At 67.4% G+C, this 24,761-nt stretch carries 27 protein-coding genes; 12 read left to right on the forward strand and 15 right to left on the reverse strand.

Annotated elements, in window-relative coordinates:
• Nucleotides 1-66 precede the first annotated feature (66 nt).
• The gene (locus U5798_RS32765; RefSeq protein WP_006478550.1) at nt 67-996 is read left to right on the forward strand and encodes a LysR substrate-binding domain-containing protein; all 930 of its coding nucleotides are present in this window, start codon (nt 67-69) and stop codon (nt 994-996) included.
• 100 nt (nt 997-1,096) lie between these two features.
• Here U5798_RS32765 and U5798_RS32770 read toward each other — a convergent pair whose 3' ends face one another.
• Nucleotides 1,097-2,509: an 8-oxoguanine deaminase gene (locus U5798_RS32770; protein ID WP_322084408.1), complete on the reverse strand. Its 1,413-nt coding sequence runs from the start codon at nt 2,507-2,509 to the stop codon at nt 1,097-1,099.
• A gap of 494 nt (nt 2,510-3,003) precedes the next feature.
• Between U5798_RS32770 and uraH the strand changes: the two genes are divergently transcribed.
• Together uraH and U5798_RS32780 are read left to right on the forward strand one after the other, a co-directional pair.
• Complete coding sequence (gene uraH / locus U5798_RS32775; protein WP_011352401.1) at nt 3,004-3,357, forward strand: hydroxyisourate hydrolase; 354 nt, start codon at nt 3,004-3,006, stop codon at nt 3,355-3,357.
• A 52-nt stretch (nt 3,358-3,409) separates the two neighbouring features.
• The gene (locus tag U5798_RS32780; RefSeq protein ID WP_124450496.1) at nt 3,410-4,603 is read left to right on the forward strand and encodes a urate hydroxylase PuuD; all 1,194 of its coding nucleotides are present in this window, start codon (nt 3,410-3,412) and stop codon (nt 4,601-4,603) included.
• A 100-nt stretch (nt 4,604-4,703) separates the two neighbouring features.
• Here U5798_RS32780 and U5798_RS32785 read toward each other — a convergent pair whose 3' ends face one another.
• A complete protein-coding gene (locus tag U5798_RS32785; RefSeq protein ID WP_322084409.1) occupies nt 4,704-5,114 on the reverse strand; it encodes an ACT domain-containing protein in 411 nt (136 codons plus the stop codon).
• 72 nt (nt 5,115-5,186) lie between these two features.
• Complete coding sequence (locus tag U5798_RS32790) at nt 5,187-6,107, reverse strand: LysR substrate-binding domain-containing protein (RefSeq protein WP_322084410.1); 921 nt, start codon at nt 6,105-6,107, stop codon at nt 5,187-5,189.
• 133 nt (nt 6,108-6,240) lie between these two features.
• On the opposite strand from U5798_RS32790, the gene U5798_RS32795 reads away from it, so the two are divergent.
• Complete coding sequence (locus U5798_RS32795; RefSeq protein WP_322084411.1) at nt 6,241-7,056, forward strand: aminotransferase class IV family protein; 816 nt, start codon at nt 6,241-6,243, stop codon at nt 7,054-7,056.
• 16 nt (nt 7,057-7,072) lie between these two features.
• Here the strand turns inward: U5798_RS32795 and U5798_RS32800 are convergent, their stop codons facing one another.
• Complete coding sequence (locus tag U5798_RS32800; RefSeq protein ID WP_322084412.1) at nt 7,073-7,477, reverse strand: RidA family protein; 405 nt, start codon at nt 7,475-7,477, stop codon at nt 7,073-7,075.
• A 152-nt stretch (nt 7,478-7,629) separates the two neighbouring features.
• Between U5798_RS32800 and U5798_RS32805 the strand changes: the two genes are divergently transcribed.
• Nucleotides 7,630-8,592 carry a LysR substrate-binding domain-containing protein gene (locus tag U5798_RS32805; protein ID WP_322084413.1) on the forward strand — a complete coding sequence of 321 codons (963 nt, stop codon included), beginning with the start codon at nt 7,630-7,632 and terminating at the stop codon, nt 8,590-8,592.
• A 97-nt stretch (nt 8,593-8,689) separates the two neighbouring features.
• Here U5798_RS32805 and U5798_RS32810 read toward each other — a convergent pair whose 3' ends face one another.
• From U5798_RS32810 to U5798_RS32860, 11 genes are all read right to left on the reverse strand, one after another.
• Complete coding sequence (locus U5798_RS32810) at nt 8,690-9,202, reverse strand: ureidoglycolate lyase (RefSeq protein ID WP_124450504.1); 513 nt, start codon at nt 9,200-9,202, stop codon at nt 8,690-8,692.
• Nucleotides 9,199-10,212 (reverse strand): allantoicase, encoded by a 1,014-nt coding sequence (gene alc, locus U5798_RS32815; RefSeq protein ID WP_322084414.1) that lies wholly within the window; start codon nt 10,210-10,212, stop codon nt 9,199-9,201. The genes U5798_RS32810 and alc overlap by 4 nt, the downstream gene beginning before the upstream one ends.
• A gap of 62 nt (nt 10,213-10,274) precedes the next feature.
• The gene (gene uraD / locus U5798_RS32820) at nt 10,275-10,796 is read right to left on the reverse strand and encodes a 2-oxo-4-hydroxy-4-carboxy-5-ureidoimidazoline decarboxylase (protein ID WP_124450506.1); all 522 of its coding nucleotides are present in this window, start codon (nt 10,794-10,796) and stop codon (nt 10,275-10,277) included.
• Complete coding sequence (puuE, locus tag U5798_RS32825) at nt 10,793-11,746, reverse strand: allantoinase PuuE (RefSeq protein WP_322084415.1); 954 nt, start codon at nt 11,744-11,746, stop codon at nt 10,793-10,795. The genes uraD and puuE overlap by 4 nt, the downstream gene beginning before the upstream one ends.
• A 148-nt stretch (nt 11,747-11,894) precedes the next feature.
• Nucleotides 11,895-12,686: an aspartate/glutamate racemase family protein gene (locus tag U5798_RS32830; RefSeq protein WP_322084416.1), complete on the reverse strand. Its 792-nt coding sequence runs from the start codon at nt 12,684-12,686 to the stop codon at nt 11,895-11,897.
• Between the two features lie 10 nt (nt 12,687-12,696).
• Entirely contained in the window at nt 12,697-14,181 is a 1,485-nt protein-coding gene (locus U5798_RS32835; RefSeq protein ID WP_322084417.1) for an NCS1 family nucleobase:cation symporter-1, read from the reverse strand.
• Nucleotides 14,182-14,330: 149 nt separating this feature from the next.
• Nucleotides 14,331-15,035 (reverse strand): GntR family transcriptional regulator, encoded by a 705-nt coding sequence (locus U5798_RS32840; protein WP_124450514.1) that lies wholly within the window; start codon nt 15,033-15,035, stop codon nt 14,331-14,333.
• 306 nt (nt 15,036-15,341) lie between these two features.
• A complete protein-coding gene (gene ldcA, locus U5798_RS32845) occupies nt 15,342-16,280 on the reverse strand; it encodes a muramoyltetrapeptide carboxypeptidase (RefSeq protein ID WP_124450516.1) in 939 nt (312 codons plus the stop codon).
• A gap of 81 nt (nt 16,281-16,361) precedes the next feature.
• Nucleotides 16,362-16,958: a tRNA adenosine(34) deaminase TadA gene (tadA, locus tag U5798_RS32850; RefSeq protein WP_124450518.1), complete on the reverse strand. Its 597-nt coding sequence runs from the start codon at nt 16,956-16,958 to the stop codon at nt 16,362-16,364.
• A complete protein-coding gene (locus U5798_RS32855) occupies nt 16,955-17,356 on the reverse strand; it encodes a DnaJ family domain-containing protein (RefSeq protein WP_012328731.1) in 402 nt (133 codons plus the stop codon). Before U5798_RS32855 ends, tadA begins: the two co-directional genes overlap by 4 nt.
• Nucleotides 17,357-17,636: 280 nt before the next feature.
• Entirely contained in the window at nt 17,637-18,854 is a 1,218-nt protein-coding gene (locus U5798_RS32860; RefSeq protein ID WP_322084418.1) for an MFS transporter, read from the reverse strand.
• A 290-nt stretch (nt 18,855-19,144) separates the two neighbouring features.
• Between U5798_RS32860 and U5798_RS32865 the strand changes: the two genes are divergently transcribed.
• The 7 genes from U5798_RS32865 to U5798_RS32895 all read left to right on the forward strand — a co-directional run bounded on the left by U5798_RS32865 (nt 19,145) and on the right by U5798_RS32895 (nt 24,738).
• Nucleotides 19,145-19,915, forward strand: coding sequence for a GntR family transcriptional regulator (locus U5798_RS32865; protein ID WP_322084419.1), 771 nt, complete (start codon nt 19,145-19,147; stop codon nt 19,913-19,915).
• Nucleotides 19,912-21,651 (forward strand): fumarate reductase/succinate dehydrogenase flavoprotein subunit, encoded by a 1,740-nt coding sequence (locus tag U5798_RS32870; protein ID WP_124450524.1) that lies wholly within the window; start codon nt 19,912-19,914, stop codon nt 21,649-21,651. The genes U5798_RS32865 and U5798_RS32870 overlap by 4 nt, the downstream gene beginning before the upstream one ends.
• 11 nt (nt 21,652-21,662) lie before the next feature.
• Entirely contained in the window at nt 21,663-21,908 is a 246-nt protein-coding gene (locus U5798_RS32875; RefSeq protein ID WP_069353262.1) for a ferredoxin family protein, read from the forward strand.
• Between the two features lie 31 nt (nt 21,909-21,939).
• Entirely contained in the window at nt 21,940-22,935 is a 996-nt protein-coding gene (locus U5798_RS32880; RefSeq protein ID WP_322084420.1) for a HEAT repeat domain-containing protein, read from the forward strand.
• Entirely contained in the window at nt 22,932-23,210 is a 279-nt protein-coding gene (locus U5798_RS32885; protein ID WP_124450530.1) for a gamma-butyrobetaine hydroxylase-like domain-containing protein, read from the forward strand. Before U5798_RS32880 ends, U5798_RS32885 begins: the two co-directional genes overlap by 4 nt.
• 105 nt (nt 23,211-23,315) lie before the next feature.
• Nucleotides 23,316-24,200 (forward strand): NAD(P)-dependent oxidoreductase, encoded by an 885-nt coding sequence (locus U5798_RS32890; protein WP_124450532.1) that lies wholly within the window; start codon nt 23,316-23,318, stop codon nt 24,198-24,200.
• A 49-nt stretch (nt 24,201-24,249) separates the two neighbouring features.
• Entirely contained in the window at nt 24,250-24,738 is a 489-nt protein-coding gene (locus U5798_RS32895) for an NUDIX hydrolase (protein ID WP_322084421.1), read from the forward strand.
• Nucleotides 24,739-24,761 lie beyond the last annotated feature (23 nt).

The raw sequence follows: 24,761 nt of genomic DNA on the forward strand, positions 1-24,761 counted from the left end.
TTCATATTAAAAACGATATACCCACCCCATCCCTCGATCAGCCCAGCTATATAAACCGGAGATAACATGAGTCAGCAACGCGAGGCGATCGACACGTACCTCTTGCGCGTCTTGCACACCTTGTTGATGGAGCGCAGCGTCACGCGCGCGGCCGTCAAACTGAACCAGTCGCAACCGGCGATCAGCGCCGCGCTGCGGCGCCTGCGCGACATTACCGGCGATCCGCTGCTGGTGCGCGGCAAATCCGGCATGGTGCCGACCGAATACGGGCTGCGCCTGCTCGAGCCGGTGCAGAACGCACTGCGTGAAATCGAGCGCATCAAGTTCCAGCAGCACAACTTCGACCCGGCCACGTCGATCCGCTGCTACCGGATCGGCTGCCCCGACTACCTGAACGTGCTGTTCGTGCCGACCGTCGTCGAGCGCTTCCGCCTGGCCGCGCCGAATGCGACGCTCGAGTTCCACTCGCTCGGCCCCGCGTTCGACTACGAGCTCGCGCTGGAAGACGGCAAGCTCGACATCGTCGTCGGCAACTGGCCCGAGCCGCCCGAGCAGCTGCACCTGTCGAACCTGTTCGTCGACGAAATCGTCTGCCTGATGAGCAACACGCACCCGTTCGCGAAGCGCGGCGGGCTCACGCTCGACCAGTACCTGAACGCGCCGCATCTCGCGCCGACGCCGTACTCGGTCGGCCAGCGCGGCGCGATCGACGTGCATCTCGCGCGCGAACGGCTCAAGCGCCACGTGGTCGTCACGCTGCCGTACTTCAACCTCGCGCCGTACGTGCTCGTGAAGTCGGACCTGATCTTCACGACGACGCGCCTGTTCGCCGATCACTACGCGAAGTTCCTGCCGCTGTCGGTCGTGCCGGCGCCGCTCGACTTCCCGCCGATGCAGTACTACCAGCTGTGGCACGAGCGCTGCCATTACTCCGACGAAGTGCGCTGGCTGCGCAGCCTCGTCGCCGAAGCCACCCGCACGCTGATCGAGGCGTAGCGGCTACGCCGCCCGCGCCGTCGTGGCACGCGACACCTCGCGGCACGACGACGGCCGGCGGCACCCCTGCAAGGCGGCCGACTGACGATGTCAGCGTTGCCTAGCGCGACGCCTCGACGAGCGCATGTGCAAGCGCGTTGTGACGCTCGATGACAGGCGGCAGATCGAGCGTCGCCAACCGCCCTTCCCGCACCACCACCTTCCCGTTCACCACCGTGTATGCCGTCTGCGACGGCGCGCAGAACACGAGCGCCGCCACCGGATCGTGCAGTGCGCCCGCGAACAGCGGCTGGCGCAGGTCGAACGCGGCGAAGTCCGCGGCCATGCCGGGCTTCAGCGCGCCGATGTCGTCACGGTTCAGCACCTTCGCACCACCGAGCGTCGCGATCTCGAGCGCTTCGCGCGCGGTCATCGCATCGGGCCCGAAGCCGACCCGCTGCAGCAGCAGCGCCTGCCGCACTTCCGCGACCATCTGCGCGCCATCGTTCGACGCGGACCCGTCGACGCCGAGGCCGACCGGCACGCCCGCGAGACGCATCTTCTTCACCGGTGCGATACCCGACGCGAGCCGCATGTTCGAGCACGGACAGTGCGCGACGCCCGTGCCGGTGCGCGCGAACAGGCCGATGCCCGCGTCGTCGAGCTGCACGCAGTGCGCATGCCACACGTCGTGGCCGACCCAGCCGAGATCTTCCGCATATTCGGCCGGCGTCATCCCGAACTTCTCGCGGCTGTACGCGATGTCGTTGACGTTCTCCGCGAGGTGCGTATGCAGCGACACACCGTATTCGCGCGCGAGCACGGCCGCGTCGCGCATCAGCTCGCGGCTCACCGAGAACGGCGAGCACGGCGCGACCACCACGCGCAGCATCGCGTAACGGCCCTCGTCGTGATAGGTCTCGATCAGGCGCTGCGTGTCGCGCAGGATGTCGGGCTCGCGCTCGACGACCGAATCGGGCGGCAGCCCGCCGTCGCGCTGGCCGACGCTCATCGAGCCGCGGCTCGCGTGAAAGCGCATGCCGATCCGCTGCGCGGCGCCGATGCTGTCGTCGAGCCGGCTGCCGTTCGGATAGATGTACAGGTGGTCGCTCGACGTCGTGCAGCCGGACTGCAGCAGCTCGGCCATCGCGGTCAGCGTCGAAACCTCGATCATCTCGGGCGTCAGGTGCGCCCAGATCCGGTACAGGTTCGTGAGCCAGCCGAACAGCTCGGCGTTCTGCGCCGCGGGCACCGCGCGCGTGAGGCTCTGGTACATGTGGTGGTGCGTGTTCACAAGCCCCGGGATCACGAGGTGGCCGCGCAGGTCGAGCACTTCGTCGGCCGTGTCGGGCAGTTCGGCGCTCGGGCCGACCGCGACGATCCGGTTGTCTTCGATGTAGAGCCCCGCGTCGCGCAGCTCGCGGCGCGTGTCGTCCATGGTCACGAGCACGTCGGCGTGCTTGACCAGCAGGGTCTTCGGGCGGGATGAGGAGGTGTTCGGCGCGCGTGCGCCAGCGTGCTGCTCGAGGTTCATGCGTTCTCCGCGTCGGTCTGCCCCCAGGGGCTGCCTGGAGGCGGTCACACTCGTTCGAACGCTGAATCGCGGCACGCCCCGGTGCCTGCGTCCGTTCGAACGCCCTGGCCCGGTTACCCGGCGTGCTCGCCGTCTTCGGGGTACGCGCGGGCCACTGGCCGACGCGCACGGCGGGAGGATCGCCCAAGCGCGCGCCGCACACAATGCGCAATCCGGAATACCGTCCTTCAGGGATTCGGTATGGTACGCCGCCGGGCGCCCGACAACCGCGCCCGAAGCCGTGTCCGGCGTGCCGTCGACAGCCGCTCATGCGCGGCGCATTATCTTTGATATCGCGCCCGTATTTGCGCAGGGAACCTTTTTACAATGCCTGCACGGCGCTCGCTTCAATCTCGCCGACGGGTATGTAGCCACGTGACGTGGAGCCTCGATCCGCCGCATAGTCAATGGATCGAGTCGCCGCCGAACCTCGCATTCACACAAGGACACAACGAATGGGAAAGCTCACTACCCACGTACTCGATACGGCGCACGGCCGTCCCGGCGCGGCAATCAAGGTGGACCTCTACGCGCTCGACGGCGAATCGCGCCGCGCGATCAAGACCGTGCTGACCAATAGCGACGGCCGCTGCGACGAACCGCTGCTCGAAGGCGCCGCGCTCGCCGCCGGCGAATACGAACTCGTGTTCCATGCCGGCGACTACTTCGCGTCGCTCGGCGTGAAGGTACCCGAACCCCGCTTCGTCGACCGCGTCGTACTCCGCTTCGGCATCGCCGACACCGGCTCGCACTACCACGTGCCGCTGCTCGTGTCGCCGTGGTCGTACAGCACCTATCGCGGCAGCTGACATTCGAATCAGCGCCCGCATCAAACAAACGATTTGAGTCTGGAGGAGTTTCATGGAAGGCTTCATCACCGACTGGCTGAACCTCGCGCTGCGATGGCTGCACGTCATCGTCGCCATTGCGTGGATCGGCGAGTCCTTCTATTTCGTCGCGCTCGACAACAGCCTGAAACCGCCGACCGACCCGAACCAGCGCAAGCGCGGTGTGTTCGGCGAGCTGTGGCACGTCCACGGCGGCGGTTTCTACAACATGCAGAAGTACACGGTCGCCCCGCCGGAAATGCCCGATGACCTGCACTGGTCGAAGTGGCCGTCGTACACGACCTGGCTGTCGGGCTTCTCGCTGTTCTTCGTGCTGTACCTGCTCGCGCCGAACACGTACCTGATCGACAAGAGCGTGCTCGACATGGGCCCGGTCGTCGCCGTCGCATCCGCACTCGGCTTCCTCGCGGCCGGCTGGATCGTCTACGACTCGCTGTGCCGCATCCTCGGCACCAACGACCGCGTGCTCGGCATCTGCGTGGGCCTCTACGTCGTCGTCGCCGCGTACCTCGCATGCCACATCTTCTCGGGCCGTGCCGCCTACCTGATCGTCGGCGCGATGCTCGCGACGATCATGTCGGCGAACGTGTTCTTCGTGATCATCCCCGGCCAGCGCAAGATGGTCGACAAGATGCTCAAGGGCGAAGAGCCGAACCCGATCTACGGCAAGCGCGGCAAGCAGCGCTCGGTGCACAACACGTACTTCACGCTGCCGGTCGTGTTCGCGATGCTGTCGAACCACTATGCAATGACGTACACGAACAAATTCAACTGGGTCGTACTCGTGCTGATCATGCTGGCCGGCGCGCTGATTCGCCAGTTCTTCGTGATGCGTCACCGCGGCAAGCAGCTGTGGTACCTGCCGATCGGCGGCGTCGCGCTGCTGTCGGGCGCGCTGGTGTGGACGATGCCGAAGCCGGTCGCACCGGAAGCGCAGGCCGCGAACGCGCCGAAGATCGTGATCAACGACATCATGCCGATCCTGCAGCAGCGTTGCGTCGAGTGCCACTCGTCGAAGCCGACGCTGATGGGCAGCGCACCCGCGGGCGTGATGTTCGACACGCCGGACGAAGTGTCGAAGAACGCGCAGCGTATCTACGAACAGGCCGTGCGCCTGAAGGCGATGCCGATCGGCAACGTCACGCACATGACCGACGACGAGCGCGTGAAGCTCGCCGCCTGGTTCGAGGGTGGCGCGGTCAAGTAAGCCGCCGGGCGCCGGACGGCATTCGCCGGCGCAATCCTCTCCGTTCGCGGGCCCGGTGACGGGCCCGCTTTTTTTGCGGGCCCGGAATGCGCTTCTTGCGCTAGCCGTGCAGCGCGTCGCGCTGCAGTGCGACGAGTGCCTCGAGTGCGCGCGGACCGTCGTCGAACGGTACGAAGATGTGATCGTGGTACGCGGCGGCCATCACGTTGCAGCTGATGCCCGCCGCGCCGAGTGCGCGCGCGAATGCAGCGGTGAGCCCGACGGCCGCGAGATCGGAATGCACGGTCAGCGTGATCCACGCGGCGCGGAACAGCACGGGCCACGCGTGACGTGCGGCCGTTTCCTCGTCGACCACGACCGTCAGCCCTTCCGCTTCGCGGAACGTCGCGATTACTTCGGATAGCGATACGTTTGCGCCGGACGGCAGCGACACGAACGCGAAGGCGCCAGGATGCAGTTCAGGTCGCATCGTGCGCAGCAGGACCGCGAGGTCGTTTTCAGGTTGGCTCATCGGAGGGACGTGCCCGGAAGCGGGCAAACGCGCGGTGGTGATGCGCGCACGATAGCACGCGCGCTGCCACGGCTACGCGTGCACCATCGCCGCTTCGTCCGCGAGCCAGTCGCGCAATGCGACGATGCGCGGATCATCCTGCGTGTGCGCCGGATACACGACGTGATACGCGAGCCCCGGCGCCACCTCGACATTCACGTCGAACAACCGAACGAGGCGCCCGTCGGCAAGATCGCGCGCGATCATGTGCGGCTCCGCCAGCCCGACCGTCGACCCGTCCATCACGGCCTGCACGACGTGGCTCGAATCCGGAAACGCGACACACCGGCTGTCGTCGAAACCGTCGATGCCGGCTGCGGCCATCCATGCCGACCAGCGCGGCCAGGTCACGCCGTCGACTTCGCAGTCGGCGTGGCAAAGCGTGTGACGCAACAGGTCGCGCGGCTTGCGCAACGGCGGGCCGGCCGACAACCGCGCGGGGCTGCAGATCGCGACGACCGACGTGCCGAACAGGCGCTGCGCGCACGCGTCGCGATAACGCCCGGTGCCGAAGCGGATCGCGACATCGACATCGTCGCCGTCGAAGTCGCGCAAGCGGTCGGTGATGTCGAAGGTCAGTTCGAGTGCCGGATGCGCGGCCTTGAAGCGCGGCAGGCGCGGCAGCAGCCAGTGCGTCGCGAAGCGCGCGCCGACCGACACGCGCAGTTCCGTCTGCTCGCGCGCGATCCGTCGCGCCCGCGCGGTCGCGTGCCGCAGGCCCGCCAGCGCATCGGCAGCGGCCGCAGCCAGCACCGCGCCGGCCGGCGTCAGCCGGATGTTGCGGCTCGTCCGGACGAACAATTCCATGCCGAGCTGCGCCTCGATCTCCTTGATCTGGTGACTGACGGCTGCCGGCGTCAGCCCGACCTCGTCGGCCGCCCGCGAAAAATTCAGGTGCCGCGCCGCCGCATCGAACGTTCTCAGCGCGCGCGTACCGGGCCACATGCGTTCCATCGACCTTCAAAAAGAATTTGATGACCGCTCCAAAACTACTCGCTTTTCGCGACACCATCAATCGGCAAACAATAGGTCTTCTTGAAGATGCCGCGTGCCGCCCGGCGCCCGCGGCCAACCTGGAGATTCGCCGATGACCGCAGCACCGTTCCCGTCCGTCGCCCAGATCAACGGCGTGGCCGCCACGCCCGATGCGCTCGCTGCGCTGGCATTCGCGGGCCACGCGCATTTCACCGCGATGCAGATACGCGACGGCCGCGTGCGCGGGCTCGACCTGCACCTCGCACGGTTGCGCGGCGCGTCGAACGCGCTGTTCGGTCATGCGCTGCCCGACGAGCGGATTCGCGCGTTCCTGCGCGCCGCGCTCGATTGTGCGCCGTCGGCGCTGTCGCTGACCGCGACCGTGCATGCGACGACGGGTGAATTCGTCGCGCCGCGCGACGACGAAGCGCTCGACGTGCTGGTGCGCACTGCCGCGCCGTCGTCGGGGCCGGCCGGCCCGCTCGATCTCGCGCTGTTCGAACACGAGCGCGTGCTGCCGGACATCAAGCACGTCGGCGAAGCCGCGAAGACGCACTTTCTGCGCCGCGCGGTCGCGCAAGGTTTCGACGATGCGGCGTTCGTCGATCGTCATGGGCGCATCAGCGAAGGCTCGATCTGGAACGTCGCGTTCCGGACCGGCGACGCGGTCGTATGGCCGGTGGCCGGCATGCTCGGCGGCGTCACGATGGGCATCCTGCGGCGGCAACTGGCGCGCCTCGGTATCACGCAGCACGATCGCGAAGTTACGCCGGCCGACCTGCCGTCGATGAGCGGCGCTGTCGTGATGAATTCGTGGACGCCGGGAATCGCCGTGCGCCGGCTCGGCACGGCGACGCTGCCCGATTCGTCGTCGCTCGCCGTGCTGCTGCATCGCGCATATGAACAGGAGCCGCCCGTCGCGCCGTGACACGCGCACGCCCTGCTCAACCGTCAACGGTCTCCGGCAGCCGCGCGATCACCTTGATCTCGAACTGGAAGCCGTACAGCCAGGTCACGCCGACGGCAGTCAGCGTCGGATGCGGGGCATCGCCCCAGTATTCGGGAACGATCTCCCAGATCCGCTCGAACATCGCTTCCGGATCGACGAGGAACACCGTCACGTCGACGACGTCGTCGAACGTGCAGCCGGCCGCGCGCAGCACCGCCTTCAGGTTGTCGAACGCGCGGCGGACCTGCGCGCCCAGCTCCGGCTCGGGCGAGCCATCGTCGCGGCTGCCGACCTGCCCGGACACGAACAGGAAGCCGTTCGAGCGCACCGCCGGCGAATAACGGTTGCGGTCGTACAGCGCCTGGCGACCGGGCGGAAAAACTACGCTACGCTTTGCCATTCGACACCTCCATCAGTCTGCGGGGCGAAGCCGCCCCTGTATCAACGATGAAGGCACTTTAAGGACCGTTGCGCGGCGGATAAACCGGCAACCTTGTCCAACACTGTTTGCGCTCTCCAAACAATGTCCGAGCGACGCGGAGCCCTGACCCGATGGATCGATTCGACGCAATGCAGGCGTTCGCCCGCGTGGTGGAAGCCGGCAGCTTCACGAAAGCGGCCGACACGCTGCACATGAGCCGCACCACCGTCACGCAACTGGTGCAGCAACTCGAAGCGCGGCTGCGCGTGAAGCTGTTCAACCGCACGACACGCAAGGTCGTGGTCACAGCCGACGGCGCCGCGTACTACGACCGCGTCGTGCGCCTGCTGGCCGACATGGATGACGCCGAAACGAGCCTGTCCGCTGCGTCGGCGTCGCCGAGGGGGCGGCTGCGCGTGGATGTACCAAGCCCGTTCGCGCGCCTGATCCTGATCCCCGCGCTGCCCGCGTTCCATGCGCGCTATCCGGACCTCCAGCTCGACATGGGCGTAAGCGACCGCGTGGTCGACGTAATCGGCGAGAACGTCGACTGCGTCGTGCGCGGCGGCGAGCCGACCGACCGCTCGCTGGTCGCGCGCCGCGTCGGCGACCTGCGGCTTGGCGTGTACGCATCGCCGGCCTATCTCGCGCGCGCCGGCACACCGACGCATCCGGGCGAACTCGAAGATACGCATCACCGCATCGTCGGGTTTCTGTGGGCGCGCACCGGCAAGGCATTGCCGTTTGCGATGGCGCGTGACGGCGAGCAGATCACCGTACGCGGACGCTACGTGCTGGCTGTCGACGACGGCAATGCGTATCTCGAAGCCGGTCTCGCAGGGCTCGGCATCCTGTGGCTGCCCGACTACATGGCCACCGCGTATCGCACGCGTGGCGAACTGGTGCCGCTGTTCGAGCAATGGCAGCTCGAACCGATGCCGATGTACGTCGCGTTCCCGCCGAACCGGCACGTCAGCGCGAAGCTGCGCGTGTTCGTCGAGTGGGTCGCCGACCTGATGGCGCAGCATGCTCCGGTCGCGAACCGGCGCCGCGGCGGCAGTTCGCGCGACACGAGCAAAACCGTCGCAACCTGAATCGAGAGAAAGCGGCCGCACATAAAAAAACCCGCGCACCTTGCGCGGGCTTCGGCAGACAGGCAGACAGCCGGTCAGTCGCGCGTACGCCGCCGACTCAGGCCGTCAGCGCATGCAGCGCTTCGTCGGTGAGCCACAGCGATTCCTGCAGATCCTGTTCGTTCAGGTTCAGGCCGTCACCGCCGCGATCGACGACGATGAAGTCGCTTACGCCGCCGAGCGCGATCAGCGGGTGATGCCACACGCCCTTCGCGTAGTTGACGCCCTGCCAGCCGCTCGTCACGAATGCACGGATCTTCGCCGGATCGAGATCGCCCGCGGGCGCGACGACGACGAGATACGGCTGGTCGTTCAGCGGCACGAACGCCTGGCTGCCGAGCGGGTGCCGCTCCAGCATCTTCACTTCGAACGGCAGCGTGCGCGGCTGGCCGCGGAACAGGTTGACGAGCGTGCGGCCGTCTTCGTCGGTCACGTCGACTTTCGCGAGATCGTGAAAGCGGATCGTCGTGCCGAGGTTGATCGGGATCTGCTTCGCCCCGTCCGTTTCGATCACGTCGCCGAACGGCGCGAAGGCTTCCTTGGTCAGCGGTTCGATGGCCAGCGTCTTCATTTGTCGAGCGTCCCCCACAGACGCAGGCGCGACACGCCGCCGTCCGGAATGATGTTCAGTCGCACGTGCGTGACAGGGCCGAGCGACGCGATGTCGTGATCGAAATAATGCTGCTTGTCCATCTGCAGCTTCTGTTCGCCGAGCAGCACCGGCCAGAACATCGACTGCGTGATCAGCGAGCTGTCCGTGCCGCCCGACACGTAGGCGGCCTGGATCGAGCAGCGGTCCGGGTAGTTGCCCTTGAAGAACGCGGTATCGACTTCGATCTTGCGGATCACGCCCGGCTGCGCGAGCGCGATGATCGCCCAATCGTTGCCCGGTTCGCGGCGGCGGCGGGTTTCCCAGCCGTCGCCCATGTTCACGCCGCGGCCCGGCAGCAGCAGGTTCGACGCAACGCCGAAGTGCTGGTTGTTGGCAGTCACGACGTAACCGCCGTTTTCCATCGCCGCGAGGTCGAACTGCTCGGTCGCGCTCGCGCCGGCCCAGTCGAGCTGCGGCTGGCCGTACACGCGCAGGCGCGCAATGCCGCCGTCCGGGTAGATGTTCACGCGCAGGTGCGTGAACGCACGCGCATCGCTCGCCTCGACGTAGTGATGGCTGTTGCCCTGCAGCGTCGTCGACGGGACGATCTCGACCCACTCGGTCGCATGCGTCGGCGCGCCGTCGGCCACGAATGCGGCCTCGATCGACGCGGCCGGCGGGAAGTTGCCGGTGAAGTGGCTCGTGTCGATGTCGAAGCCCTTGATCACGCCCGGGCGCGCGAGCTTGACGATGCACCAGTCGTAGCCCGTCGTGCGTTTGCGGCGCGTTTCCCAGCCGTCCATCCACTTGCCGTGGTCGTCGTACTTGCCGGGAATGAAGACGGCCGGCTCGGGGTTCAGCATCCGGTCCTTCGGCGCGAAGAAATCGTCGCTGGCCTCGAGCGCCTGCGCACCGAGACGCGGGTCGGCAAGATTCACGTAGCGCCGCGTGAAATCGGGTGCGTTGGGATCGAGAAGCGGAACAGCCATGATGTTTCCTTGTTTCAGTGAGGCGATCGGGCCGCCGCGACGCAGCAGGCCATGGTACGGGGTCAGGCGTCGATCAGGTCGTCGAGGCGGAAGCGCGCGATCCGGTAGATCTGGTCGAGGCTCGTACGCAGTTCCTCGGCGCGCGAATGATTCACGCGCGACTCGAAGTTCGCGATGATGCCGTGACGGTCGTAGCCGCGCACCGCGAGGATGAACGGGAAGCCGAACTTCTCGCGATACGTGCGGTTCAGCGTCAGCAGCTTGTCGAACTCTTCCTGGGTGCACTGGTCGAGGCCCGCGCCGCTCTGCTCGCGCGTCGACTCGGCCGTCAGCTCGCCGCGCACGGCGGCCTTGCCGGCCAGCTCCGGGTGAGCGTTGATCAGTGCGAGCTGGCGCGCTTCGCCGCTCGCCTCCACCGCACCCGACATCGTCTCGTGCAGCGCGTCGATGCTCGCGAACGGCCGCTGGCCCGCGGCGACCTCGGCCACCCACGGCGAATGTTCGAAGATCCCGGACAGCGCCGCGACAAATGCGCTCGGCGCCATCGTGTTCAGTTGTTCCAACGTGTAGCGCATCGCCTTCATGCTTTCCCTTCGTTTTGATGATTGGGCTGATACGGATGATGTTCACGCCAGTGACGCGCGATATCGACACGGCGCGTCACCCATACGCGATCGTGCTTCTCGATGTGATCGAGGAAACGCTGCAGCCCGCGGAACCGGCCCGGCCGGCCGAGCAGCCGGCAGTGCATGCCGATCGACAGCATCTTCGGCGCCTCGTCGCCCTCCGCGTACAGCACGTCGAATGCGTCGCGCAGGTAGTCGAAGAAGTGATCGCCGGTGTTGAAGCCCTGCGGCGTCGCGAAGCGCATGTCGTTCGTGTCGAGCGTGTACGGGACGATCAGTTGCGGCGACGTGCCGCCGCCCGACACCTTGACGTCCATCCAGAACGGCAGGTCGTCGCCGTAGTTGTCGGAGTCGTACAGGAAGCCGCCGTATTCGGCGACCAGGCGGTGCGTATTGGGGCTGTCGCGGCCGGTATACCAGCCGAGCGGACGCTCGCCCGTCACGCGCTCGATCGCTTCCATCCCGAGGCGCATGTGCTCGGCCTCGAGTTCCGGCGTCATGCCCTGGTAGTGGATCCAGCGCCAGCCGTGGCACGCGATTTCATGGCCGAGCTCGACGAAGGCGCGTGCGAGCTCCGGATGACGCTCGATCGCCATGCCGACGCCGAATACCGTCAGCGGCATCCCGCGCCTCTCGAATTCGCGCAGGATGCGCCACACGCCGGCCCGCGATCCGTATTCGTAGATCGACTCCATGCTCATGTGGCGGTCCGGATACGCGGCCGCGCCGACGATTTCGGACAGGAACTGCTCGGAGCCGGGATCGCCGTGCAGCACGCAGTTCTCGCCGCCTTCCTCGTAGTTCAGCACGAATTGCACGGCGACGCGGGCGCGCCCCGGCCAGTTCGCCTGAACGGGATGGCGGCCGTAGCCGATCAGGTCGCGAGGATAGTTGGGATCGAGTGACATGGGTTCGAAGTACGGCGAAGCGGGCTGAAATAATGGGTTCGCATCGACTGCGCGGCACCCGGAGGCCGACCGCACAAGCCGATGCGATGACGGCCCAGTGTAGCGAAAACGTTCATACGCGCCCATACAGCGGCGCAGATAGTGCGTGTCAGACGGTGTGTATGTGCGGTTGCGGCAAATTCGCGACCGGTTCCGCCGCATCCCCGTCCGGCGGGCTGAAGCGGGAGAATGCGCCGTCGTAGCGTTTCGCCAGCGGCCGCGCGAAATCGCCGCGTTTCGCGGTCGCGAGGCGCAGCGCGACGAGCGCCTCGGCCCATTTGACGGCCGTCGTGACGCCCTCGACCACCGGCGCGCCGATCTGCTGCTCGATCTCGTGCGCGAACTCGGCCATCCCCGCGCAGCCGAGCACGATCGCGTCTGCGCCGTCCTCGTCGAGCGCGCGCCGGCATTCGTCGACGATGATCCGGCGCGCGGCCGAACCCGGCCGGTCGAGTTCGAGCACCGCGACGTCGGTCGCGCGCACGTTGCGGCAGAAACGCTTCATCCCGTAGCGCTCCGCGAGGTGCCACGCCATCCCGCAGGTGCGCGCGAGCGTCGTGACGACCGAGAAGCCCGGCGCGAGCACGCTCGCCGCGTGCATCGCGGCCTCGGCGATGCCGATCACCGGCCCGCGCGCGAGCTCGCGCGCCGCGTACAGGCCCGGATCGCCGAAGCACGCGATCACATACGCATCGCAGCCGTCGCGCTCGCCCTGCGCGATTTCGGCGAGCAGGCCCGGCGTCGCGAGCGCCTCGTCGTAATACCCTTCGATCGACGGCGGCCCCATCGGCGGGCTCACCGCGACGATCTCCGTGCCTGCGGCCGCGACCTCGCGTGCGCAGCGGCCCATTGCGTCGGTCATCCGCTGCGTCGTGTTCGGATTGATCAGTCGGATCTTCATCGCAGGCTCCTCATGCCTTCGTGCTCGCGAGCAGCCGGTAGAACACGAAGCCGAGCCCCGCGCCGATGAACCACGAGAAGTTCGCGACGCCCTGCCAGCCCGGCACCATCACGCACACGACCGCGATCACCGCGGCCGGCAGCAGCGCGGCGAGCGCGCGGCGGTTCACGCCGCCCGTGTACCAGTACGTGCCGCTTTCCGACATCGTGTACAAGTCGTCGCGGACGAGCCGGCCGCGCTTGACGAGGTAGAAGTCGGCGATCAGCACGCCGTACAGCGGGCCGATGAACGCGCCGAGCACGTCGAGCGTGTAGTGGATCACGGCCGGGTTGTTGAACAGGTTCCAAGGCGTGATGAAGATCGACGCGACGGCCGCGAGCATCCCGCCCGCGCGCCAGCTGATCAGGCGCGGCGCGACGTTCGAGAAGTCGAACGCGGGCGACACGAAGTTCGCGACGATGTTGATGCCGATCGTCGCGATCGTGAACGTCAGCGCGCCGAGGATCACCGCAGTCGGATGATCGATGCGGCCGACCGTCGCGACCGGGTCGGTGATGAGTTCGCCGAACACCGGCAGCGTCGCGGCGGTGGTGATCACCGTGACGAGCGAGAACGCGAGGAAGTTGACGGGCAGCCCCCAGAAATTGCCGCGCTTCACGTCGCCGAACGAGCGGCAGTAGCGCGAGAAGTCGCCGAAGTTCAGCATCGGCCCGGAGAAGTACGACACGACCAGCGACACGGCCGTGATCATCACCGGGATCACTTCCGCGCCGTGATACTTGACGCCGCCGAGATTGATGCCGATGTTGCGCCAGCCCGCGCGCCACACCATGTAGCCGGCGAGGATGAACATCACGACGTAGACGGCCGGCCCCGCGAAGTCGATGAACTTCTTGATCGTCTCCATCCCGTTCCAGAACACGAACGCCTGCAGCACCCACAGCAGCATGAAGCCGGCCCAGCCGACCGCCGAGAGCCCGAGGAAGCCGTAGCGATGGACGTCCGCGTACGGCAGCCATTGCGGGAAGAACTTCAGCACGACGATCACGAGCGCGCTCGACGCGAGATAGGTCTGGATGCCGTACCACGCGATCGCGATCAATCCGCGGATCACGGCCGGCACGTTCGCGCCGAGCACGCCGAACGTCGCGCGGCAGGCGACCGGATACGGCACGCCGATCTGCTGGCTCGGTCGTGCGATCAGGTTGCACAGCGCGTTCACGAGGCCGATGCCGACGATCAGCGCGATCAGCACCTGCCAGCTCGTCAACCCGAGCGCGAACAGGCTGCCCGCGAACACGTAGCCGCCGACGCTGTGCACGTCCGACATCCAGAACGCGAAGATGTTGTACGAACCCCATGTCTGATTCTTCAGGGGTGCCAAATCTTCGTTGTACAGACGTTCGCTGTATCCATTCGGCAGCATCGGGTCGCCGCCCTCGCCGCCTTCTTCCGCCGGATAGGCGCTCTCGTGCGCCACACTGAACTGAGCCATGACTTCTCCTTGACGCGGCCGGACGGCCGCTCCACCGTCATCGATATCGCTCCGGATCGTCGCCCGGAGTCGGACCAGCGGCCCGCGGCACATGCCGCGGGCCTGCATTTCGCTCGTTCTGTGGCGCGCGGCCGGGTTCGCGTCGCCGCTCAGGCGCCGCCGAACACTTCGCGCAAATCGACCTGCCCTTGTGCGGGCCGGTCCAGCATCTTCAGTTCGACATGCTGCAGGTGGCGCGCCATCAGCGTCACCGCCTGCTTCGGATCGCCCGCCTCCAGCGCGGCGAGGATCTCGTCGTGGTCGTCGCACGAGCACGGGCTGCGCCCGTGCGATTCGTACAGCGCCGACATCAGCGTCGAGCGTGCGACGAGCCCTTCGAGGCACTCGCTGAGCGTCGCATTGCCCATCAGCGTGGCGAGCGCCGTATGGAATTCACCCGACAGCCGGATCCACGCCGCGAAGTCGTGCCGCTCGAACGCCCTGCGTTCCTTGTCGATCAGCGCGGCGACGCCCTTCAGCCGCTTCGCGCCGGGCCCGGTTGCAAGCCGCTCGACCACCGCAAGCTCGATGATCCGGCGCATCTCGAACACCTCGTGCACGTCCTGCAGCGTCGGGCTCGCGACGAACGCGCCGCGGTTCGGCTCGAGGTCGACCAGCTTGTCGGTCGCGAGCTGCGCGAGCGCCTGGCGAATCGTCCCGCGCTTCACGTCGAACACGTCGCAGAGTTGCGCCTCCGTCAGCTTCGCGCCGGGCGCGAGCCGATGCTCGAGGATCGCGGTGCGGATCCGCTCGGCGATCGCTTCGGGACCGGCTGCGCCGGACGGATGGGAATCGGGCTCGTTCATGATCTGCATCGTGTGATGGTCCTCATCCTAGGTCGGACATAAATATTGTCAACAATTCTTTTACGGGATTGCGCACAACCGTCGTGCATCGATATGACCATGCTCGGTGCAGGATGCGCGTCTTCCATGCACGACAAGCGTTACAGGCAGGACAGAGGCCCTTCTCGTCGTATACCCACCCGGCTTTTTTGTTGACAAAAATGGTGCACAGCCTGGCAACGACCGGTCTCATGCCGATGAAATCTTCGACCGTTAGTTGCGCATTTACCTAAAGAAAAAGGCGGGAAGCCCGCCTTTCGATCGATCGCGCCGGCATCAGCCGAGATGCGGATAGTCCGACAGTGTCAGCCGGAAGCCGTGTGCATTCGCGACCAGTTGCGCCTGCGCACCGAACGGCAGCGTCAGCAGGTCGGGCACATGGCCGAACTGGAGCCCCGTGACGACCGGGATCCCGATCGTCGCGCGGACCTGCTCGATCATCGCCTGCATGTCGTAGCCGTTGTCGTACTCGAACGGCCGCGCGCCGGTGAACTGGCCGAGCACGAGCGCCTGCTGGCGCGCGAGCAGCCCCGACAGGTGCAGCTGATAGATCATCCGCTCGATCCGGAACGGCTGCTCGTTGACGTCCTCGATGAACAGGATGCCGCCCTCGATGTCGGGCATGTACGGCGTACCGATCAGCGACGTCAGGATCGCGAGGTTGCCGCCCCACAGCGTGCCCGTCACGTTCACGGTCTGCACCTGCGGCGCCTCGGTGACGATCGTCGTGCCCGGTTGCGTCAGCGTCTGCCAGAAGTGCTGCATCGTGAAATCGCTCGGCGTTTCCGCACCGAAGTCGGCAGACAGCATCGGGCCGCCGAACGTCTTGATGCGCGCCTTCGCGTACAGCGCGAGCTGGATCGCGGTGAAGTCGCTATGGCCGACGAGCGCGACCGGCTGGTCGCGCAGCCTGCGTTCGAGCCCGCGATAGTCGAGCCCGTGCAGGATCCGCGCGGCGCCGTAGCCGCCGCGCACCGCGAGCGCGATGTCCGGCAGCGGCCGCTCGGGATCGGCGAGGCGGTTCAGGTCGCCTGCCCGCTCGCCGTCGGTGCCGCCGAAGCGCTGGAAGCGTCGCTGCGTCGCCTCGATGTTCTCGATACGGTGCTGCGCGGTGCTGAGGCGCTCGAGCGCGCGGTTGATCGCGTCCGGGTCGTGCGGATAGCCGGACGGCGCCAGCAGGCGGATGGTGTAGGACGCGGCGGGCTGGAAGGACATGGCGAAAGGTGTCGGGTCGTCAAACCTGCTTAGAGGGTCTGAACCGTCTCCGGTTCACGGCGTCATGCCGGGCCGGTGTGCTTATGACGCGCCGGATTCGGCATCGCGGGCGAGCCGCGCTTCGCGCAGCGCGCGGCGGCGCTCGGCGAAGAACGACTTCAGCGCGGCGCCGCACTCGTCGGCAAGCACGCCGCCCGTCACTTCGGTGTGGTGGTTGAGCTGCGGATTCGCGAACGCGTCGATCACGCTGCCGCACGCGCCCGTCTTCGGGTCGGCGGCGCCGTAGACGACCCGCGCGATGCGCGCATGCATGATCGCGCCTGCGCACATCAGGCACGGCTCGAGCGTCACATATAGCTCGCAGCCGGGCATCCGGTAGTTCTGCAGATGCTGCGCGGCCATCCGCAGCGCAGCCATTTCCGCGTGCGCCGACGGGTCGTGCCCGCCGATCGGGTGGTTGAAGCCGCGTGCGATCACTTCGTCGCCGCGCACGAGCACCGCGCCGACCGGCACTTCGCCGGCCGCGCGCGCCTCTTCGGCGGCGGCCTGCGCGAGCCGCATGAAATGCAGGTCGCGCGCCGACACGGGCGCGGCTTCGGAAACAGGAGAATCGGCGGCCGGTTCGGCCGCCGGGGCGGTTGCCGACGGGGCTGCGTCGTGCAGCGCGCCGGACGTCACATCGGCCCCGCTTCGGCGGGCGCTTCGTCGAGCCCGCGCTCGCACAGGCGCTCCGCGATGCGCCGGCAGTAGTCGCGCGGCATCACCATCGGGCCGCCGCGCAGCGATTCGAGCGCCATGTCGAGCGCGAGGATCTTGGCCTGCAGGCGGCAGCGCGCGGCACGGTCGCTGACCGCCTGCACTTCGTCATGCAGGTTGCGCAGCGCGCGCAATTGCTCGACGGCCGGCGGCACGAAGCCCGCGTTCTTCAGGATACGGTTGGCCACCCGCACCTCCTCGGGCACGAGCAGGTCGTCATCCAGCGCCTGCGGCGCGCCGGTACCCGGCAAATCGTCGAACTCGCCCCGCGCGGCGGCGGCGGCAATACGTTGTTCGACCAGGGCGTCAAGCAATCTCATCAGTCAATCGGAACAATGCGGCAGGCCGAATTCTAGCAGGGTGACGCGGCTATGACAGGCCCTTCGAATATATGCTCGATATTGTGTTTTTTAGGGGCCGAATCGCAGCGCATGCACGCCGATCGCCGTCGAATGCCGCTCTGCTGCGCTGCAGCGGGCTGAGCGCCGTCCGGACCGTCGCAAACGCAAGCGGTATCAGGCCCTGTTTTTTGTTCGCGACGACGCGCGTCGGGCCGCGCCGATACCGCGCAACGGCAGACGCGCGGCTTGCGTTGCCGCGTCACGCGGCCGCCGTTTCTGCCCGCGGTTTCGCGAACGGTCGGAACATGGACGCAATCAGGAACGCACCGAGGCCGATCGCGAACGAACCGAGGTACAGCCAGCCGTAACTGCCGAACGTATCGACTATCAGGCCGCCGGCGACCGGGCCCGCGGCCATCCCGAGGCTGCCGGCCATCGCGCAGCCGCCGATCACGGTGCCCATCATCCTCAGCGGGAAGTTCTCGCGTGCCAGCACCGAATACAGCGGCATCACGCCCGCATAGATGAAGCCGAACAGCGTCGCGACCGCGTAGAACCCGTCGAGCGAGCGCACGAAGTAATAGCCGAGCGCGCCGAGCGCCTGCGCGAGCAGCCCGGCCACCAGCATGCGCTTCGCGCCGAGGCGGTCGCCGAGAATCCCGAACGCGATCCGGCCGCCCATGCCCGCGAGCCCTTCGACGCTGTAGATCGACACCGCGACGATCAGCGGGATCCCGCACGTGACCGCGTAGCTGACCGTATGGAAGATCGGGCCCGAGTGCGTCGCGCAGCAGAAGAAATTGGTCAGCAGCAGGATCATAAACTGCGGCGAGCGCAGCGCGTCCGCGACCGACATCGCCGCGGGCGTGCCGGTGGGCGAAGGCGCGGCGGGCGCCGGTGCCTGGCCGAGCGCGGGCGCCCGCCGCACCAGCAGCGACACCGGAATCATCACGACGGCCGCCAGCGCGGCAATCAGCAGCATCGACGTGCGCCAGTCGCGCACCGACACAAGCCACGCGGCGAGCGGTGCCATCGTCATCGGCGCCATCCCCATGCCGGCCGACACGAGCGACACCGCGAGGCTGCGATGCGTGTCGAACCAGCCCGTCACGCACGCCATCATCGGCGCGAATATCGCGGCCGTCGCGCCGCCGACGGCGAGGCCGAAGGTCAGCTGGAACACCAGCAGCGACGGCGCGCGGCTCGCCAGCGCGAGACTCGCCGACAGCAGCACCGCGCCCGCGACGACGACCGGCCGCGTGCCGATCCGGTCCGACAGGCTGCCCCATGCCATGCTCGCGAAAGCCATTGCGATGAAGCCCAGCGTCATCGCAGTGGAAATGCCGGTCATCGACCAGCCCGTGTCGCGCGCGATGGCGCGCAGGAACACCGGCAGCGAAAACATCGCGCCGATCGCGACGCAGCCCATCAGGCCGCCCGCGGCGACGATCACCCAGCGGTATCGGGAATCCGTCATTTGACGTCTCCTGGTTCGTTTCGCCTCTCCTCGGAAACCGGGCGCAGGCCGCGTGTGCGGCGCAATGCCCGGTCGACATGGATACGACGGGCGAACCGGCGGGAAATCGACATGCTCGACCGATGGGCCGGCGATTTTTTTATTGTCGATCGATTCGCGTGGCCGGCAAGGGGCAGATCACGCGCTCGCCCTGCTTTTCCGGAATCGGAAATTCGATATCGGAAATGGTTGGTTGGGCCGCGCGACCGTGCTGACTACACTCGGATCATCTTGTCATAACAAGTTGATCGATGACCTCATCCAACGTCGTGCCGCTGTCGGCGGCCCCGCTCTACGTGCAGATCAAGGACACGCTGCGCGCGCGCATTCTCGACGGCACCTACGCGCCGCACAGCCGGATGCCGTCCGAACACGAGCTCTGCACGATGTTCGACGTCAGCCGCATCACGGTGCGCCAGGCGCTCGGCGACCTGCAGAAGGAAGGACTGCTGTTCAAGCTGCACGGCAAGGGCACGTTCGTGTCGAAGCCGAAGGCGTTCCAGAACGTGACGTCGCTGCAGGGCTTCGCCGAGGCGATGTCGTCGATGGGCTACGAGATCGTCAACCAGCTGCGCAGCTTCCGCACCGTGAAGGCCGACCGCCATCTCGCGACGAAACTGAACGTGCCGGAGGGCGCGCCGCTCGTCGAGATCCACCGCGTGCGGCTGCTGAACCGCGAACCGGTGTCGCTCGAACAGACCTGGGTGCCCGAAGCGCTCGGCAAGCGCCTCGCGGGCGCCGATCTCGCGACCCGCGACATCTTCCTCGTGCTGGAAAACGACTGCGGCATCCCGCTCGGCCATGCCGACGTGTCGATCGACGCGATCCTCGCCGACGATGAGATCGTCGACGCGCTGCACGTCGAGGAAAGCAGCCCCGTGCTGCGCATCGAGCGCCTCACGCACGACGCGTCAGGTGCCCCGATCGACTACGAATACCTCTACTTCCGCGGCGACGCATTCCAGTACCGGCTGCGCATCGACCGGCAAAAGGCACGCAAATCTGCAAGGAAACAGCAATGACGACCCAGGTTCATGAATACGACGTCGTCGTGGTCGGCGGCGGCACGGCCGGCCCGATGGCGGCGATCAAGGCGAAGGAGCGCGACCCGTCCCTGCGCGTGCTGCTGCTCGAGAAAGCCAACGTGAAGCGCAGCGGCGCGATCTCGATGGGGATGGACGGCCTGAACAACGCGGTGATCCCCGGTCATGCGACGCCCGAGCAGTACACGCGCGAGATCACGATCGCCAACGACGGCATCGTCGACCAGGAAGCCGTGTACGCGTATGCGACGCACAGCTTCGCGACGATCGAGCAGCTCGACCGCTGGGGCGTGAAGTTCGAGAAGGACGGCACCGGTGACTACGCGGTGAAGAAGGTCCATCACATGGGCTCGTACGTGCTGCCGATGCCGGAAGGACACGACATCAAGAAGGTGCTGTATCGGCAACTGAAGCGCGCGCGCATCGCGATCACGAACCGGATCGTCGCGACGCGGGTGCTGACCGACACGCAGGGCCGCGCGAGCGGCGTGCTCGGCTTCGACTGCCGCACCGCCGAGTTTCACGTGATCCGCGCGAAGGCCGTGATCCTCTGTTGCGGCGCCGCCGGCCGTCTCGGCTTGCCGGCGTCGGGCTACCTGATGGGCACCTACGAGAACCCGACCAACGCGGGAGACGGCTACGCGATGGCCTATCACGCAGGCGCCGCGCTCGCGAATCTCGAGTGCTTCCAGATCAACCCGCTGATCAAGGACTACAACGGCCCCGCATGCGCGTACGTGACGGGCCCGCTCGGCGGCTTCACCGCGAACGGCAAGGGCGAGCGCTTCATCGAATGCGACTACTGGAGCGGCCAGATGATGTGGGAGTTCTACCAGGAACTGCAGAGCGGCAACGGCCCCGTATTCCTGAAGCTCGACCATCTCGCGGAGGAAACGATCCAGACCATCGAGCAGATCCTGCATACGAACGAGCGGCCGAGCCGCGGCCGCTTCCATGCCGGGCGCGGCACCGACTACCGCAGCCAGATGGTCGAGATGCACATTTCCGAGATCGGCTTCTGCAGCGGCCACAGCGCATCGGGCGTGTACGTGAATGCACGCGCGGAGACGACGGTGCCGGGGCTCTACGCCGCCGGCGACATGGCGGCCGTCCCGCACAACTACATGCTCGGTGCGTTCACGTACGGCTGGTTCGCCGGGCAGAACGCGGCCGATTACGTGGCCGGCCGCGAACACGCCCCGGTGGACGACGCACAGGTCGACGCCGAGCGCACCCGCGTGCTCGCGCCGTTGCTGCGCGAGCGCGGCCTGGCGCCGGCGCAGGTCGAGTACAAGCTGCGCCGCATGGTGAACGACTACCTGCAACCGCCGAAGGTGACGCGCAAGATGGAAATCGGGCTGCAGCGTTTTGACGAAATTACTGAGGATATCGAAAAAATAAAGGCCGACAACCCGCACGAACTGATGCGCGCGGCCGAAGTACGCGCGATCCGCGACTGTGCCGAAATGGCCGCGCGCGCGTCGCTGTTCCGCACCGAAAGCCGATGGGGGCTGTACCACCATCGCGTCGACTTTCCGCACCGCAACGACGCCGAATGGTTCTGCCACACGTGGCTGCGCAAGGATGCCGCGGGCGCGATGCGCAGCGAAAAGCGGCCGGTCGAACCGTACGTCGTGCCGCTTGCCGACGACGAACGCGGCGCCTACGCGCAGTTGCGCATTCGCGAACCGGCCGCGCTCGCGGCCGCCCTTTGAGGAACCTTGCCATGCCCCATACCCCGCACGACATCTTCCAGCGCAGCAGCGCGCCCGTGACGATCGACGAGTCGTTGTGCATCGCCGACAAGGGCTGCACCGTGTGCGTCGACGTGTGTCCGCTCGACCTGCTCGCGATCGACGTCGCCAAGGGCAAGGCCTACATGCAGTTCGACGAATGCTGGTACTGCATGCCGTGCGAACGCGACTGCCCGACCGGCGCGGTCAAGGTCGACATCCCTTACCTGCTGCGCTGACCGCGTGCTTCAGCGCCCTTCTCCCTCGCTCATGACCGACTCCTCCTTCGCTTCCCCGCTACCCGGCGCATACGGGCACGACCAGGCCGCACTCGTCGCCCGCCTCGCCGCGCCCGACGCGTCCGTGCGCCGCGTCGCGCTGTTCGAACTCGCGGATCTCGAAGATCCCGAACTCGTGCCGTCGTTCGTTGCCGTGCTGCGCACCGACCCGTCGGCCGACGTGCGCGGCGAAGCCGCCCGTGTACTTGGTGCATGGGAACAGCCCGATGTCGTCGACGCACTGTGCGGCGCGCTGCTCGATCCCGATGAAGACGTGCGCGCCGCCGCCGCACAGAGCTTGTCCGAACTGAAGGACGCGGCATCGGGTACCGTGCTGGGCCGCTGGGCCGACCGGCCCGAGCCGTTCGTGCGCCGTGCCGTGCTGCGGGGAATGCGCGAGTTGCGCGACCCCGGCGCGTTCGCACCCGCGCTGCGCGCGCTCGATGCGGAGCTGCCGGCCGTGCGCGCCGAAGCCGTTGCGGTGCTCGGCTGGCTCAAGGATCCGCGCGCCCTGGCGCCGCTCGCGCGCATCGCGACGGCCGACACCGATGCGGACGTGCGACGTTCCGCGGTCGGCTCGATCGGCTTCGCGGCAGCCGACGATGCGACCGTCGTCGACGCGCTGCTCGCCGCGCTGCGCGACCGCGCATGGCAGGTGCGCGAGGAAGCCGCCACGACGCTCGGCAAGCTGCGCGTGCCGACGGCACGCGAGCCGCTCGTCGCCGCGCTCGACGACGAATATTGGCAGGTGCGCCTGCGTGCCGCGCGCGCGCTCGGACAGTTGCGCGATGCGGCTGCGGCGCCGGCCGTCGTCGCACTGCTCTCGCATGCGATCAGCAATCTGCGCAAGGAAGCCGCGCTTGCGCTCGGCGAATTGCGCGACCGTGCAACACTGCCGGCGCTGACCGACGCGCTCGAAGATCGCGACCCCGAAGTCCGCAAGGCCGTGCGGATCGCGATCGGCCAAATCGGCGACGCTCCGCGATGAGCGCGCCGACCGAAATCGCACTCGATCATCCGTCACGCGCGTTGACGCTGCGCTGGCCGGACGGCAACACGCAGCGCATCGGCTACGCGCAATTGCGCGGCGATTGCCCGTGCGCGGAATGCCGACGGATCCGGCGTGACGGCGGTCGCGTCGATGCACGGCCCGACCTGACGCTGGAAGGCGTGGAACCGGCCGGCTACGGCATCCGCTTCATGTTCGGCGACGGCCACGCGCGCGGCATCTATCCGTGGCCGTATCTGGCGGGCATCGCCTAGCGCCCGTCATGCGGCTACCGCGGTCGTACGAGCGGGATGCAGGCATGCGCAAACGCTGCGATACTGGCGCCCACGATCGTCTTCACCCACCGTGGGAGCCAGGACATGCAGACCGCAGTCGGATTCATCGGCCTCGGCGTGATGGGCACGCCGATGGCGCTCAATCTTGCGCGGGCCGGCACGCCGCTCGTCGCATGGAGCCGTTCGCACGGCAGCGACGACGCACTTCGCGCCGCCGGCGCACACGTCGCCGAGGACGTCGACGACGTATTCGCGACCTGCCGCACCGTGATCCTGATGCTCGCGAACGACGCGGCTATCGATGCCGTCCTCGCGCGCGGCATGCCCGGTTTTGCCGCTCGCGTCGGCGGCCGCACGATCGTCAACATGGGCACGAATGCGCCCGAATACTCGCGCGCGCTCGCCGATGAAATCGCCGCCGCGTCGGGCCGCTACGTCGAGGCGCCCGTGTCGGGCTCGCGCAAGCCGGCCGAAGCTGGCCAGCTCGTCGTGATGCTGGCCGGTGCACCGGACGACGTCGATGCGGTGCGCGCGCTCGTGAAACCGCTGTGCCGCGACAGCTTCGTATGCGGCGACGTGCCGTCGGCGCTGACGATGAAGCTCGCCGTCAACCTGTTCCTGATCACGATGGTCACCGGTCTCGCCGAAGCCACACATTTCGCGCAACGCCACGGTATCGACCTCGCGCGCTTCGCCGACGTGCTGAACGCGGGCCCGATGGCCAGCGACGTGTCGCGCGTGAAGCTCGGCAAGCTCGTCGCGGAAGATTTCTCGGTACAGGCCGCGATCACCGACGTGCTGAAGAACGCGCGCCTCGTCGCCGAATCGGCACGCGGCATCGGCATCGCTTCGCCGCTGCTCGACATCTGCCATGCGCTTTACGGCGAAACCGAGCAGGCTGGACATGGCGCGGCCGACATGGTCGCCGTGATCCGTGCGATCGAACAGCGTACCGGGGACGCGCGATGAGCCGCGTGCCCGCCCACGCGCTCGATCGCGCCGACAGGTAGGCGCGACCATGTCCGTAACCGGCACCTCCGCAACCGGCAACGCTGCTTCCTTGCGCCCCGTTCCCGCCGTGATCGGCATCGTGCTGCGCGAGCGCGACGTGCTGCTCGTGCGCCGCGCGAATCCGCCCGATGCGGGCTGCTGGGGCTTCCCCGGCGGCAAGATCGAGCCCGGCGAGCCGCTCGCGGATGCGGTCGTGCGCGAGATCGCGGAAGAAACGACGATCGACGTAGAGGCCCTCGACGCCTTTACCGCGCTGGACGCGTTCGATTACGATGCGCACGGCGCCGTGCGCCAGCATTTCGTCATGGTCGCCGTGCTGTGCAGATGGTTGCGCGGCACGCCGGCCGCCGGCGACGACGCGCTCGACGCGCGCTGGTTCGGCATCGCCGAACTCGACCGCGACGATTTGCCGATGAGCGCCGGCGTGCGCGACGTCGCGCGACGGGCGCTCGAGCGGGCGGCGATGCTGGGCAACGCGCGTCCACCATCCGCCTGACACACCACTGCCGCTTGCGCGTC

Source organism: Burkholderia sp. BCC1972 (assembly GCF_905339605.1).
Lineage (GTDB): Bacteria > Pseudomonadota > Gammaproteobacteria > Burkholderiales > Burkholderiaceae > Burkholderia.

Coding starts and splice junctions, on each gene's coding strand:
- U5798_RS32765 (WP_006478550.1), top strand. CDS start 67: ATGAGTCAGCAACGCGAGGCGATCGACACGTACCTCTTGCGCGTCTTG.
- U5798_RS32770 (WP_322084408.1), bottom strand. CDS start 2,509: ATGAACCTCGAGCAGCACGCTGGCGCACGCGCGCCGAACACCTCCTCA.
- uraH (WP_011352401.1), top strand. CDS start 3,004: ATGGGAAAGCTCACTACCCACGTACTCGATACGGCGCACGGCCGTCCC.
- U5798_RS32780 (WP_124450496.1), top strand. CDS start 3,410: ATGGAAGGCTTCATCACCGACTGGCTGAACCTCGCGCTGCGATGGCTG.
- U5798_RS32785 (WP_322084409.1), bottom strand. CDS start 5,114: ATGAGCCAACCTGAAAACGACCTCGCGGTCCTGCTGCGCACGATGCGA.
- U5798_RS32790 (WP_322084410.1), bottom strand. CDS start 6,107: ATGGAACGCATGTGGCCCGGTACGCGCGCGCTGAGAACGTTCGATGCG.
- U5798_RS32795 (WP_322084411.1), top strand. CDS start 6,241: ATGACCGCAGCACCGTTCCCGTCCGTCGCCCAGATCAACGGCGTGGCC.
- U5798_RS32800 (WP_322084412.1), bottom strand. CDS start 7,477: ATGGCAAAGCGTAGCGTAGTTTTTCCGCCCGGTCGCCAGGCGCTGTAC.
- U5798_RS32805 (WP_322084413.1), top strand. CDS start 7,630: ATGGATCGATTCGACGCAATGCAGGCGTTCGCCCGCGTGGTGGAAGCC.
- U5798_RS32810 (WP_124450504.1), bottom strand. CDS start 9,202: ATGAAGACGCTGGCCATCGAACCGCTGACCAAGGAAGCCTTCGCGCCG.
- alc (WP_322084414.1), bottom strand. CDS start 10,212: ATGGCTGTTCCGCTTCTCGATCCCAACGCACCCGATTTCACGCGGCGC.
- uraD (WP_124450506.1), bottom strand. CDS start 10,796: ATGAAGGCGATGCGCTACACGTTGGAACAACTGAACACGATGGCGCCG.
- puuE (WP_322084415.1), bottom strand. CDS start 11,746: ATGTCACTCGATCCCAACTATCCTCGCGACCTGATCGGCTACGGCCGC.
- U5798_RS32830 (WP_322084416.1), bottom strand. CDS start 12,686: ATGAAGATCCGACTGATCAATCCGAACACGACGCAGCGGATGACCGAC.
- U5798_RS32835 (WP_322084417.1), bottom strand. CDS start 14,181: ATGGCTCAGTTCAGTGTGGCGCACGAGAGCGCCTATCCGGCGGAAGAA.
- U5798_RS32840 (WP_124450514.1), bottom strand. CDS start 15,035: ATGCAGATCATGAACGAGCCCGATTCCCATCCGTCCGGCGCAGCCGGT.
- ldcA (WP_124450516.1), bottom strand. CDS start 16,280: ATGTCCTTCCAGCCCGCCGCGTCCTACACCATCCGCCTGCTGGCGCCG.
- U5798_RS32855 (WP_012328731.1), bottom strand. CDS start 17,356: ATGAGATTGCTTGACGCCCTGGTCGAACAACGTATTGCCGCCGCCGCC.
- U5798_RS32860 (WP_322084418.1), bottom strand. CDS start 18,854: ATGACGGATTCCCGATACCGCTGGGTGATCGTCGCCGCGGGCGGCCTG.
- U5798_RS32865 (WP_322084419.1), top strand. CDS start 19,145: ATGACCTCATCCAACGTCGTGCCGCTGTCGGCGGCCCCGCTCTACGTG.
- U5798_RS32870 (WP_124450524.1), top strand. CDS start 19,912: ATGACGACCCAGGTTCATGAATACGACGTCGTCGTGGTCGGCGGCGGC.
- U5798_RS32875 (WP_069353262.1), top strand. CDS start 21,663: ATGCCCCATACCCCGCACGACATCTTCCAGCGCAGCAGCGCGCCCGTG.
- U5798_RS32880 (WP_322084420.1), top strand. CDS start 21,940: ATGACCGACTCCTCCTTCGCTTCCCCGCTACCCGGCGCATACGGGCAC.
- U5798_RS32885 (WP_124450530.1), top strand. CDS start 22,932: ATGAGCGCGCCGACCGAAATCGCACTCGATCATCCGTCACGCGCGTTG.
- U5798_RS32890 (WP_124450532.1), top strand. CDS start 23,316: ATGCAGACCGCAGTCGGATTCATCGGCCTCGGCGTGATGGGCACGCCG.
- U5798_RS32895 (WP_322084421.1), top strand. CDS start 24,250: ATGTCCGTAACCGGCACCTCCGCAACCGGCAACGCTGCTTCCTTGCGC.